This is a genomic window from Mucilaginibacter sp. UR6-11 (assembly GCF_020880695.1).
Lineage (GTDB): Bacteria > Bacteroidota > Bacteroidia > Sphingobacteriales > Sphingobacteriaceae > Mucilaginibacter.
On sequence record NZ_JAJIWO010000011.1, the window covers coordinates 18,919 to 32,582 of the forward strand.

The 13,664-nt window shown below is 44.7% G+C and carries 9 protein-coding genes; 3 read left to right on the plus strand and 6 right to left on the minus strand.

The window, feature by feature from the left end; all coding sequences use genetic code 11:
- Nucleotides 1-8: 8 nt before the first annotated feature.
- Nucleotides 9-2,501 carry a nitrite reductase large subunit NirB gene (gene nirB, locus LJ658_RS19205; protein ID WP_230548175.1) on the minus strand — a complete coding sequence of 831 codons (2,493 nt, stop codon included), beginning with the start codon at nt 2,499-2,501 and terminating at the stop codon, nt 9-11.
- Nucleotides 2,502-2,788: 287 nt separating this feature from the next.
- Here nirB and cobA point away from each other — a divergent pair, with 287 nt between their 5' ends.
- The 3 genes from cobA to LJ658_RS19220 all read left to right on the plus strand — a co-directional run bounded on the left by cobA (nt 2,789) and on the right by LJ658_RS19220 (nt 5,082).
- Nucleotides 2,789-3,508: a uroporphyrinogen-III C-methyltransferase gene (gene cobA / locus LJ658_RS19210; protein ID WP_230548176.1), complete on the plus strand. Its 720-nt coding sequence runs from the start codon at nt 2,789-2,791 to the stop codon at nt 3,506-3,508.
- Between the two features lie 8 nt (nt 3,509-3,516).
- Entirely contained in the window at nt 3,517-3,867 is a 351-nt protein-coding gene (locus LJ658_RS19215; RefSeq protein WP_230548177.1) for a hypothetical protein, read from the plus strand.
- 66 nt (nt 3,868-3,933) lie between these two features.
- Nucleotides 3,934-5,082, plus strand: a complete 1,149-nt coding sequence (locus LJ658_RS19220; protein WP_230548178.1) for an exo-alpha-sialidase — start codon at nt 3,934-3,936, stop codon at nt 5,080-5,082.
- Between the two features lie 6 nt (nt 5,083-5,088).
- Here LJ658_RS19220 and LJ658_RS19225 read toward each other — a convergent pair whose 3' ends face one another.
- From LJ658_RS19225 to LJ658_RS19245, 5 genes are read right to left on the minus strand one after another with little or no spacing between them, the layout of a single operon-like run.
- Nucleotides 5,089-6,384, minus strand: coding sequence for an FGGY-family carbohydrate kinase (locus LJ658_RS19225; RefSeq protein ID WP_230548179.1), 1,296 nt, complete (start codon nt 6,382-6,384; stop codon nt 5,089-5,091).
- Between the two features lies 1 nt (nt 6,385).
- The gene (locus LJ658_RS19230; protein ID WP_230548180.1) at nt 6,386-7,654 is read right to left on the minus strand and encodes a TIM barrel protein; all 1,269 of its coding nucleotides are present in this window, start codon (nt 7,652-7,654) and stop codon (nt 6,386-6,388) included.
- 8 nt (nt 7,655-7,662) lie between these two features.
- The gene (locus tag LJ658_RS19235; protein WP_230548181.1) at nt 7,663-9,783 is read right to left on the minus strand and encodes a bifunctional aldolase/short-chain dehydrogenase; all 2,121 of its coding nucleotides are present in this window, start codon (nt 9,781-9,783) and stop codon (nt 7,663-7,665) included.
- Between the two features lie 19 nt (nt 9,784-9,802).
- Complete coding sequence (rhaT, locus tag LJ658_RS19240; RefSeq protein WP_230548182.1) at nt 9,803-10,933, minus strand: L-rhamnose/proton symporter RhaT; 1,131 nt, start codon at nt 10,931-10,933, stop codon at nt 9,803-9,805.
- Nucleotides 10,934-10,944: 11 nt separating this feature from the next.
- Nucleotides 10,945-13,644: a glycoside hydrolase family 78 protein gene (locus tag LJ658_RS19245; RefSeq protein WP_230548183.1), complete on the minus strand. Its 2,700-nt coding sequence runs from the start codon at nt 13,642-13,644 to the stop codon at nt 10,945-10,947.
- Between the last annotated feature and the right edge of the window lie 20 nt (nt 13,645-13,664).

The window sequence follows — 13,664 nt, forward strand, 5'->3', positions numbered from 1 at the left end:
ATTAGTAATTACCATTTTGCCTTTACCTGCTCTCGCATTGGCTCAAATTGTACTGTAGGGTCTTTTTCACGGGGCGCGTTTACAAAGTGGGTAAAGCGTTTACGTAATGCGGGGTCTTCAATAACCTCTTTCCATTCGCAATGGTAGGTGTTTACCAGCGCCTGCATTTCTTCCTCCAGTTGTGCACATATGCCCAGGCTGTCATTGATCACCACATTTTTCAGATAAGCCAGTCCTCCATCCATCTTGTTAAGCCAGGTTGCGGTGCGCGATAAGGGCTCGGCTGTCTTAATGTAAAACATCAGGAATCTGTCGAGGTATTTAACCAGGGTTTCCTTGTCTATATCTGTCGCGAACAATTCGGCATGCTGGGGCTTTGATCCGCCATTTCCGCATACATATAAGTTCCATCCCTTTTCTGTTGCAATCACACCGAAGTCTTTTGATTTTGCTTCCGCGCATTCGCGGATACAGCCGCTTACGCCGCCTTTCAATTTATGTGGGGCGCGTATGCCCTTATATCTGTCTTCAATTTCAATAGCAAAAGATACGCTGTCATGCAATCCAAAACGACACCAGGTGCTGCCAACGCAGCTTTTTACGGTACGCAGGGCTTTGCCATAGGCATGGCCGCTTTCAAAGCCAGCATCTATTAATTCCTCCCAGATTGCCGGCAGATCATTTAAATGTGCGCCAAACAGATCAATCCGTTGGCCACCGGTAATTTTGGTATATAACCCATATTGTTTGGCAACCTGGCCCAGTACAATTAATTTATCCGGTGTAATCTCCCCGCCGGGTATACGCGGAACTACTGAATACGTCCCGCCTTTTTGGATGTTCGCCAAAAAGCGGTCGTTGCTGTCCTGTATGGTATCTTGTTTAACAATAACGTCGTTCCATAAACTTGACAATATGCTGGCTACGGCGGGCTTGCAGGTTTCGCAACCATCGCCCTTGCCGAAATGATCAAGCACCAGGTCGTAGTTTTTTAGGTTATTGATCTTCACCAGGTCAAATAATTCCTGGCGAGAATAATCAAAATGCTCGCATAGTACGTTTTTAACATATTGGCCATTGGCCTTCATGGTGCCGGCTATTAAATCCTTAACCAACGGAACGCAGCCTCCGCAGCCGGTACCGGCCCTGGTGCATTTTTTCATCCCGTCAATATCAGTAATCCCCAGATTTGTTACCGATGAGCAGATAGCCGCTTTGTCAACAGCTTCGCATGAACAGATCAGCGCATCATCAGGCAAATTCATTATACCGGCGCCTTCGGTTTCCAGGCCGCCTCTTGAGCCCAGTATCAAATCTTCCGGGTTGGGCGGAAGCACAAGTTTATTGTTGACGGTTTGCAGTAATATATTATAAGCATCGGCATCGCCAATTAAAATACCCCCTAACAGGTACTTGCCATCGGTAGTTATATTAATGCGTTTGTATATACCTTTGTGGGTATCTTCAAAAACAATGGTCCGGCAATCGGGCTCGGTAACAAAGGCATCGCCAAAACTGGCCACATCAACACCAATCAGCTTAAGTTTGGTGCTCATGTCATAACTGTAAAACAACTTACTGCCACCCGTTAGTTGCGATACCGCGATATCTGCCATTTCATAACCCGGAGCAACCAGGCCGTAGATCATACCATCATATAGGGCACATTCGCCAATGGCAAAAATGCATTCATCACTGGTTTGCATTTTATCGTTAACTACAATGCCGCCCCGGGTTCCAACCTGCAGCCCTGCAAGTTTCGCCACCTCATCGCGGGGGCGGATGCCTGCAGAGATAACCAGCATATCAATAGGTAAAACGCTTTCATCATTAAAGTGCAGAGCTTCTGCCTTATGATTGCCGCCGATGTATGATGTGCTTTTATTTAAATGGATATTTAACCCAAGCTCTTTCAATTTAGATTGCAGCATGGCGCTACCCGCAGAATCTATCTGCCGCGGCATTAACCTTGGTGCAAATTCAATTACATGGGTGTCTTCAATGCCCAGGTCAATTAGCGCCTTGGCGGCTTCCAGGCCCAGCAGGCCGCCGCCCATTACCGCGCCGGTTTTTGCGTTGGTAGCGTAGGCTTTTATTAGTTCAAGATCTTCGATAGTCCGGTAAACAAAAACGCCGTCTTTTTCAATACCAGGGATATCCGGAACAAAGGCCGATGAGCCAGTGGCTAAAACCAAGTAATCATATTGTATGGTAATGCCTAATAGGGAGTGTACGGTTTTAGTGGTACGGTTTATCTCTTGTATCGGATCGCCGAGATGCAGCATGATGCCCTGCTTGTCATACCATGATCGGGTTGACATCGAGAGATCGGCTGCTGTTTTGCCATTAAAATACTCACTCAAATGTACACGGTCATAAGCCTGGCGTGGCTCTTCGCCAAATACGATGATGTTGAACCCTGACGATTTGGATACAAGTTTTTCACAAAACTTGTATCCAACCATGCCATTGCCAACTACTATAATGGTAGGTTTTATCATGACGTTTTTGTTTGTTAAAGCGTTTTTATTAAGTAAATTCAATTAAAGTGCGACCTATATTGCATTTACAATAGCAAGTTTAAACAAAAAAATAATAAAATCAAATAATTATTGTTATTTTAGTCATGTAATTTATGTTGTTGATATAAAAATAATGCCGATTTACATGATTTATATCAGAATTAATTAAATATTTTAATAATAAAGTTAATTCTAATTGAAAAATTTGCCATTTATGGCTTTTATAACGAGTGTTTTTTAACAAATCACTAAAAATTATAAAAAATATGCCTTCACAACCAGAATTATATGTTTTAGGAGCGGGTCCCGGCGATCCGGAGTTAATTACGGTTAAAGGGTATAAACTTTTGCAGCAAGCTAAAGTGGTTCTTTATGATAATTTAGCAAACAGGGCGTTGTTAGATTTAACACCACCCGATTGTGAACAGATATATGTTGGTAAACAACCCTATGGTAAATATACCCCGCAGGAGGAGATACACTCTTTAATAAAACACTTTGCTTTTAGTAAGGGCAGCGTAGTTAGGTTAAAAGGAGGTGATCCGTTTATATTTGGGCGCGGTTTTGAGGAGATCATGTTTGCACGTGAACAAGGCATTAAAACATTCTTTATACCCGGGATTACCAGTATGCAAGCGTCTGGATTAGAAGATATCCCGCTCACCCATCGCGCTATAAGCGAAGGTATATGGGTGGTTACCGGTACTAAAAAAGACGGCACACTTTCAGGCGATCTGCGCTTGGCGATGCAAAGCAACGCTACGGTTGTAATATATATGGGGATGAAACAACTGGCGTCAATAGCTGCTGCGTATACCGATGCCGGACATGGCGATATACCGGCGGCAATTATACAGCATGCGTCAACACCAAATCAAAAATCAGTAAGAGGTGCGGTAAAAGATCTGGTAGCCTTGGCCGATAGCAAGCAGCTAACTTACCCGGCAATTATTATTATAGGTGCAGTAACCAACCTGGCTATTTAAAAATCGTTATGAAAATTAGAATAAAAGGCAATTCGTTACGGTACCGGCTAACTAAACGGGACGTGGAACAATTTAGCAAAGAGGGCTATCTGGAAGAGATCACCAATTTTGGCGGCCCATGTTTAATTTATGCTTTACAGCGCGGCGGTGACGATGGTTTGAAGGCATCATTTAACAATAATAAAATCCTGTTGACTATACCTGTTGCAATGGCTATTGAATGGGCGCAAACCGAACGCGTAGGTTTTGAAGGGCAGGACAATGACCTGTTCCTGTTAATAGAAAAAGATTTTAAGTGCCTGGATAATGTTGCCGAGGATCAAAGCGACAATTATCCCAATCCGCAGGCGTTTCGCTAAACTGCAATAAGTTTTATAACTTGTATTAATAGTGACTGCCATTATCTTTATATTATAAGTAATAAAATGAAAGCACATTTAAAGATCTGGTGGACCTCATCGGTTATACTAATAATCGCATTTTTTTTTATTTCATGGAGCGCGGAAGCCATGCCCGTGCAATCAGCAGTGCTGAATTATATTTATAAACCCGGCGATAACGGCTATAGTTGTTTCCGGATCCCGGCGTTAATCACTACTAAAAACGGCACGTTGCTGGCTTTTGCTGAAGGGCGAAAACAGGATTGCGGCGACTCGGGCGATATCGACCTGGTATTAAAAAGATCAGCCGATGGTGGCAAAACCTGGAGCAACCTGCAGGTTGTATGGAGCGACTCAACCAATACTTGTGGTAATCCCGTGCCTGTGCAGGACGTGACCACCGGGACTATTTGGCTTTTAAGTACCTGGAACCTGGGCACAGACCATGAAAAACAAATCCAGGCACAAACCGGGAAAGATACCCGCCGGGTTTTTGTATTATCGTCAGATAATGACGGCCGGTCATGGTCGGCCGCTAAAGAGATTACCAACGATGTTAAGTTGCCTGACTGGACCTGGTATGCAACAGGCCCGTGCCATGGCCTGCAGCTAAGTAACGGTAAATTTAAAGGGCGACTGGTAGTGCCCGTAAACCACGTTGAGGCGGCCACGCATAAAAATTTTGTACATATTATTTATTCGGACGATCACGGCGCAAGCTGGAAGCTGGGTAACAATACTCCGCAGGATAAAACCAACGAAGTAACAGTTGCCGAACTTAATAACGGAAACCTGATGCTTAATATCCGCAATGCGGACAGGCGGCATAGAACAAGGCTCACCGCTATAAGTGCCGATGGCGGCCAAAATTGGGGTGATGTGCAGACAGACACTACCCTGATTGAGCCAGTATGCCAGGGGAGTTTATTGAACTATGCACTCTCCCGGAAAAAGTCGATATTATTGTTTATAAACCCGGCAAGTACCACGTCACGGGCCAATATAACTTTGCGCGCCAGCTTTGACGACGGGCATACCTGGCCAAAAAAACAGGTGATTTATCCCGGTCCGTCAGCTTATAGTGATATCGCAATCTATAAAAAGCAAGTTGCCTGCCTTTATGAGGCAGGCAAACTTAAAGCCAATGAAGGTATTGCCTTTCAAATGATCAGTCTGAAAGAGCTGATCAGATAACGGTTGTTAATAGCTTTTAGATTTTACGGTCGAGTAATATTTAAGATTGATCAGGTCATTTGGTATTGGCCTGGTGTTCCAGCATTTATGGATCGCAAGTGCGGTACCCATAGCCGTTGCCTGCGCCATTGACGCGGCATAAACCTCTAACTGCGGGAAGGCCGCTGCCAGCAAATGCATAAATACCGAGTTTTTACTAAAGCCCCCATCTACAAAAATGCGTTTTACCGGCGTGTCTTTTAAAACATATTGGGTTGATATCTTCTGTTTGTCTATCAGCTCATGAACCAGCTTATAGTAAGCAACCACATCAGGTTCTGATACATTAGTGTCATAAGGGATATTGCGGTATTTGATAACATCGTGCCCAAACTCTTCTGCAATTTTCTTAATCCCCTGGTCATACTCATGGCCGCTAAATAACCTAGAGGCTTTAACCGGTTTGCCTTTATATTGAATGTAATTCAAACAATCATGTTGTAACTCCTCGGTCGTTAACGGTGATTGATCGAAGGGATTTAAGCTGATTGACCAGGTGCCGGTGGAGAGCAAAATAAAAGGTTCATGAAAACTGGCCAGATAAGGGATCAGCGCCGCTGAGCTATCATGTAATCCAATGCCTACTTTATAATTGCTGTTACTAATTGCCGGCGCAACAACCTTATCCGCGGCAGCTATTGGAGCCAGGATATCCGCAATGCCTTCCTTTTTAACCCAATCGTGATAATCGTTCTTTTCAAAATCCCATAAAGCGGTATGGCAGCCTATGCTGGTGAGGTCAGAAAACGGTTGACCGCTTACCAGATAGCTTAAATATTGTGGCAAATGCAGCGCATATTTTATCCGTTTAAATAATTCGGGCTGCTGGTATTTAATGCGGTATAACTGTAACCCCGAATTTAAACTGCCCAAAGCCGGCGATGCTGTTTTAAAGGCGATATCGGCCTCGTCGCCATAAGTGTCATAAAATTGCTTTTTGATATCTTCGGGATAGGGCTTAAGGTAATTATATAGCGGCGCCATTGCTTTACCGTCGTTATCCAGACATACGAAGCTTGCGCCGTAGGCAGAGAAGTTGACCGCTTTCAGATCAAACTGTTTCAGGCGGCCACCTTCAGTTAGCGAATCAAATACGGAAAGCCTCAGCGCCTCCAGGTTTTCGCAGGGAAAGCCGTCTTCATCGGTAATTTCATTAAACCTGGCCGAACGTTCAAAAACAATATTATAGCTTTCATCAAAAAGAAAAAGCTTTTTGTTGGTCTTGCCTACATCAAAAACTGCAATAACTGGTACAGGTTTCATATTATAACCCGGTTGCTACGGTTTTCGCACCACGCTGTTTAATCAAACTGTCGCGTACGCCCTGTTCGCGATATAACGTTATTGGGCTAAGCGCACCGCCTGCGCGTAAACGCGCTTCGGAAAGCAGCGGCCTTACATCGGTGCGGTAAGCAGCTTGTAATATCTCTTGCGCTTTGGCCACATCATTGTTTTGCTGAGCATCAACCAAAGCTTTGGTATCCACCAATAAAGCCTGCGCATAAGCCATTTTAATAGCCTCTACCGATTGGATCAGGTCCTCGATAGGATCTTTTACGTTGTGCGATGCATCGATCATCCAGCCTATGCCAGTAGCGTGATTTAAGCCACGCGCATCCATACCTTCAACCAGCTCATTAAATATCAGAAACAGTTGGTATGGATTAATGCTGCCCACAGTAAGGTCGTCATCACCGTATTTTGAATCATTAAAGTGGAAACCGGCCAGCTTTTGTTCCATCAGCAATAAAGAAACTATTTGTTCTATGTTGGTATTTGGCAGATGGTGGCCTAAATCAACCAGCGTCAAGGCTTTTTTACCCAATTTAGAAGCTAACAGGTACGATTGGCCCCAATCAGCAATAGTAGTCGAGTAAAAGTTTGGCTCAAATGGTTTGTACTCTATCCATACTTTCCAATCATCAGGCAGCGCGGCATAAATTTGTTGCAGGCTGTCTAAAGTATTTTGGAACGCCTTGCGGAAATTTAACTGTCCGGGAAAGTTTGACCCATCTGACAACCAAACCGACAACGCGTTTGAACCCAGCTCAACCCCGTATTTTATCACTTCAATATTGTGAGCAATAGCCTGATCGCGTACCGCTTTATCGGTATGATGTAGAGAGCCAAATTTATAGCTCAGCTTAGCATCTTTTTGATCCTGAAAGGTATTTGAGTTTACCGCGTCAAAATGCAAGCCGTATTGTGCCGCGTGGGCTTTTATAGCTGTAGCATTTTCCGGGATATCCCAGGGAATGTGCAGGGAGATAGAATTACTTGAACGGTTTAGGGCATGGATCATACCCACATCACTGATCTTTTCTTCCAGGTTACGCGGCTCGCCACCGCCAGAGAAACGGCCAAAACGTGTGCCGCCGGTGCCTAAGGCCCAGCTTGGTATGGCAATATTAAATGCCTGCAGTTTTTGCAGCACATCATCCAGTTTGTTTACATCCTCGGCAACAAAATTAAATTTGCGCTGATGATCTTTTATATGCTGATGATTAAACTCATCAATTTTATGTTGTTCCATAATGGGCTTTATCTTACAAAGGCAGCGGCAACACCGCCGTCAACATTTAAAACGTTTCCTGTTGACTTGCTCAATAAACCGCCGGCAAAAGCAAAGCAGGCATTAGCAATATCATCAGGCAGAATAACTTCATTTAATAAAGTGCGCTTAGCGTAATATGCAGGTAATTCAGCAACGGTTACACCGTATGCTTTAGCACGGCCTTCGGCCCAGCCACCGGCCCAGATATTACTGTCGCTAATTACAGCGTCGGGATTTACCACATTAACACGGATCTTGTCGGGCCCTAATTCTGCAGCATTTAGCCTGCTTAGGTGTAACTGAGCGGCTTTGGCGCTACCATAACCGGCATTATTTGGCCCGCTTACCAAAGCGTTTTTACTTACGATATTAATGATATCGCCGCCGATATCTTGTTTTTGCATAACTGTGCTGGCGGCTTGTGTTACCAGGAACTGGCCCTTTACCAATACATCATATAACAGGTCCCAGTCTTTTTCGGTATGGTCGCCAATAGTTTTTGAAATAGACAAGCCAGCATTATTAACGACCAGATCAACCCCGCCAAAAGCCAGAATAGCTTCTGCCACGGCGTCGGAAATTTGATCTGCCCTGGTAACGTCAAGGACAGCTGTGGTATAGGCGTCTTTACCGAATAATTTTTTAAACTCTTCACCGGCTCCTTCCAGGCGTTCGGCATTCATATCATTTAGTATTACGCAGGCACCTTCATCAGCGAATTTCTTGGCGATAGCCTTGCCGATACCGCCCGCACTACCGGTAACCAAAGCCACACGGCCGGTTAAAGCTTTAGGCTTAGGCATCCGCTGTAATTTAGCTTCTTCTAACAACCAGTACTCAATATTGAATGCTTCCTGGCGCGGTAATGAGGTATACTCAGAAATAGCTTCTGAGCCCTTCATTACGTTGATGGCATTGATATAAAATTCGGCCGCAACGCGTGCTGTTTGTTTGTCCTTAGCGAATGTGAACATCCCCACACCCGGATATAAAATAACAACCGGGTTAGCATCACGAATAGCCGGGCTGTTTGAATGCTTGCAGGTGTTGTAATAATCGGTATACATGGCGCGGTAAGCATCAAACGCAGGGGCAAGGCGGGCCTTAAGCTCCTTAACATCGCTCAGGTCTTCACCTTTATCCAGCGCTAATACCAGCGGGCTGATCTTGGTGCGTAAAAAATGGTCAGGGCAGCTGGTACCTAGTGGTGCCAATCTGTCCAGATCATTTGAGTTGGTAAACTCTAACACACGGGCATCATCAGTAAAGTGGCCAATCATGTTTTGTTTGGATGAGCAAAAGCCGCGCAGGATAGGGGCCAAAGCAACAGCTTGCTTTTTACGGCCTGCTTCATCAAGGCTTTGTATTTTGGCACCGCCAAATATTGGCCCTTTTTTTCCATAGTTCTGCTCCAGGTATTCGGCGCATTGCTCAATTACCTCCAGGGTATTAACATAGCTTTCATAAGCGGTATCACCCCAGGTAAATAAACCGTGTGAGCCCAGCATAATACCCCGGATACCGGGGTTAGCATCCAGACATGCCTTTAATTGCAGGCCCAGATCAAAGCCCGGTTTTTGCCATTCAACCCAGCCAATTTTGCCTTTAAATAAGTCGGCCGTAATTTGTTTGCCGTCTTTTGCTGCCGCGATAGCAATAGCCGCATCGGGGTGCAGGTGGTCAATATGTTTAAATGGTAAAAATCCGTGCAGCGGAGTATCGATTGATGGCGCCTTTGAAGCCAGATCATAAATGGTGTGGTTAAACAACTCCACCATTTCGTCCTCGTGCTCTAAACCGCGGTATACATTTTTAAGGCTTCTCAGTTTTTCAACATATAACGCGGCCAGGCCGCTTTTTTTCAATGTGCCGATATCGCCACCTGAGCCTTTGATCCACATCACTTCAACCTCCTGCCCGGTTAACGGATCTTTTGCCATTGCTTTACATGACGTATTGCCGCCGCCGTAATTGGTTAACCGCAGATCGGCGCCCAATAAATTTGAACGATATATCAGTAAGGCTACTTCGTCACCGGCTAACTTTGCCGCTTCGGCATCGTCCCATAAATAGCTTACGTTTTTAAAATTTGTTTCTTTGATAGACATTGTAATTGTGTTGATCGTACTATTGTTTAATTGTTTGAATTGCTGCTGTTTTCGGTGTTTCTTTATCTTTTAAGTTATTGCCGTAGCCTACTATAATAACCGAAATAATAATGGTGGCAATACCCACAACAAGGGTACCAAACGCTTTTTTACTAACGGTTTTCCACTCTTTTAAAACGATGCCCCACATGTTGGCTACTAAAATAATAAAGGCCATGTGCAGAATCCATGAGCTTGCGCCGTTACCCAGCTTACTTTCGCCCATGCCGTAAAAGAAGAACTGCAGGAACCAGGTTGTACCGGCCAATGCCGAAAAGATATAGTTTTTTAATAACGGTGTTTTGCTGTCTGTATAGTTCCCAAACGTTTTGTTGCGTGCGTTTAATATCATACACCAGATAAAGTTGGTAGTTAAGCCGCCCCATAGGATAACGATATAAGTAACGTTGTTTTTATACAGGAAATTTGCGCTGTCTGTAATGTGGTTAGCCTCCCGCCAGGCTGCGTTCGCGGCATTTGCCATACCTGCACCGGCATCAATACCGAAAGCGAAACAAGCGCTCAATACCCCCGATACGATCGCAACAAAAATACCCATGCCAAAACGGTAATCTTTATTTTCATTGGCTAAAGCTCCTTCTTTGTTCAGGTCGCGCTCTTTTAAGGTGCCTGCACGGCCACAGATCACGATACCGATAACGCAGATCAGGATACCTATCAATACCAGCTGTCCCCAGTGGCTTGATGCCAACATACCTATGCTGTCTTTACCGGCTTTTGGTGCAAATTCGTAATAAACCGCCGGTACTAAGGCGCCGAATACCGAGCATAAGCCCAATATAATGGTGCTGCCTAATGAAACACCTAAATAACGCACACCCAGGCCGTAAGTTAAACCGCCAATTCCCCATAATAAACCGAAGAAGTAAGTTAACCCCAGGATACCGCCATTGGTAGCTTTAATAATATCAACAAAATGCGGAACAGTTAAGTAAGCCGCTAACGGCGGAACGATAAGCCACGAAAAAATACCGCCAACAATCCAGAAACTCTCCCAGGCCCAGCCCTTAACTTTTTTGTACGGGATATAAAAACTACCCGAGGCAAAACCCCCGATAAAGTGAAAAATTACGCCGAAAATTACTTCCATGTCTTAATTTATTACAATGATGTACTAAAATGATAATTACCTGAACCAACGTTTACAGCAGTGTACCCTTCTATTTGGGTTGCCGCTTTTGTAACCGGTTTACCGCCTTCGGTAACTGTGTTGTCGCCTTTTGTAGGGACATAAATGGTAGCGGTTGTATTGGGTGGAATTACCACGTCAAGCGTAAGTTGGCCATTGTCAGCTTTCCAGTGTGAGCTGGCTTTGCCATAAGGTGTTTCATAATCAGCTGCAACGGTAGTTAAATTACCGCCGATAGTTGGTTTGATGATGATGCCTTTGTAACCAGGTTGGTCGCCCTTAGTATCAATGCCGGCAACGGTACGATACATCCAGTCGCCAATGGCGCCGTAAGCGTAATGGTTGAACGAGTTCATCCCCGCATCCTCAAAAGTGCCGTCGGTTTTTTGGCCATCCCACCGTTCCCATATGGTAGTTGCGCCCATTTTTACAGGGTATAACCATGATGGATAGCTGTCTTGCAATAAAAGTTTAAAGGCAACGTCCGAATAACCAAAGCGGCTAAGCGCGCTGCATAAATATGGTGTGCCCAGGAAACCCGTGGTTAGGTGATTGCCATAACGGCCAATGTTTGCCGCTAATCTTGCAGCCGCTTGCTGGCGCAGGTTCTCAGGCAGCATATCAAACTGTAATGCTAACGCATAAGCTGTTTGGGTGTCTGATGAGATCAAACCGTTAGGCGTAACGTACTCTCTTAAATAAGCTGATTTAACATCAGCAAGTAGCTTGGTATAAGTAGCTACATCATCTGATTTGCCTAGCACTTTTGCTGTATTGATCACCAACTGTGTTGAATAAGCGTAAAAACACTGCGCTATTAAATATTTGCTTGTGATTGCCGATGTACCGTCAACGTCATTATTACGGGTATAAAATAACCAATCGCCAAAGTGGTCGCCGGCGTTCCATAAATTGTTATGGCTGCGGCTTTTCATAAAACCAATCCAGGCCTTCATGCTGTTATATTGGTTAGCCAAAATCTCTTTATCGCCGTAGGCCAAATACATGTTCCATGGAACAATGGTAGCTACGTCCGACCACCCGGCACTGCCACCACCACCTGTGGGATGACCATTATCAAAAGCATCCGGAATAACATGGGGTACACTGCCGTCACTAAATTGATCCAGCGCAACATCTTTCAGCCACTTGGCAAAAAAATTATGCGCGTTCATGTTATAAGTGGCTGTACGCGAGAATACCTGCGCGTCGCCTGTCCAGCCTAAACGCTCATCGCGTTGCGGGCAATCCGTAGGGATATCCAGAAAGTTGCCTTTCTGTCCCCATTGTATATTATGTTGTAATTGATTGATCATTGGATTTGAGCACGTAAAACTGCCTGTAGCCGGCATATCCGAGTATAAAGCTATCGCTGTAAAATCTTCCGGCTTAATATCGCCCGGATAACCTTCAATCCTGATAAATCTAAATCCCTGCCAGGTAAACTGCGGTTCGAAAGTTTCTTCGCCATCGCCTTTTAAAATAAAAGTATTTTGCGAAGTTGCGGAACGCAGATTCTCAGTGTAAAAATTACCTGCTTTATCTATCACCTCGGCGTGTGAGATCACAATCTTATCGCCAGCCTTACCATGTACTTTAAACTTCACCCAGCCTACCAGGTTTTGTCCAAAGTCAATTACCTTTTCGCCTTTAGGCGTAGTGAATATTTTTAATGCTTTAAAAGTTTCATGTTTTTTTACCGGCTCATTAATGGTAGCTATCAGGTTGTTTTTTGGATAATTCTGTACGGTCACGCCGGTCCAGTTTTTATCATCAAAACCTGGTGATGACCAGCCTTTTTGCTGCAGGCGGTTATCTGTAACCGACCCCAAGTAGATCTCTGCCGAACGGATCTCGCCGGTTGATGTCTTCCAGCTATCGTCTGTGCCAATTATGGTTTTTGTGCCATCGGTATAAGTAATCTCCAACTGTAATAGTAAAGCAATGTCTTTACCGTAAATTTCATGTCTGTCGCCAATGCCGTAAAAGCCACGGTACCAGCCGCTGCCTAATGACGCGCCTACCGCATTTGTTCCCGGCTGCAGTAAACCAGTAACATCATAAGCCTGGTACTGAAGGCGTTTGTTATAGCTGGTATAGCCCGGCGTAAGGTATTCGTCGCCAACACGGTGACCGTTAATATGCGCCTCGTACAAACCGTGCGAGGTGATATAAGCCATTGCCGATTTAATTTTTTTGTTTACTGAAAAGCCTTTTCTAAATAAAGGACTTGGTCTGGTTGGTTCTTCTGTACCACTGGCTGCAATCCACTGTGCTTTCCAGTCGGCAGGCGATAACAAGCCCATTTGGAAAGTGGCTGTGCTCCATTGGGATGTTTTGCCTTTGTTGTCCCAAACACGTACCTGCCAGGTATATTTTTGGCCGGATGTTAAGGAGGTCCCTTTGTAAGTGACGTACATTGACTGATCAGTCAAGACCTTTCCAGTGCTCCAAACAACACCTTTCGCAGTGTTGGTGACCTTTATCTCGTAGGCGGTTTGCATTACGTTACGGGCATCGCCTGCAATCAGCTGCCAGCTAAAACGCGGCGCGGTTGCGTCTACACTTATGGGGTTTGGTAAATTTTCAGTTTGTAAATGCTGCACTTTGGTTTGTGCCATACAAATCTCGCCCGCCAGCAGGGCAATAAATAAAAAGAAGACTTTTTTCATCGTTTATTAAAAAAGGACGT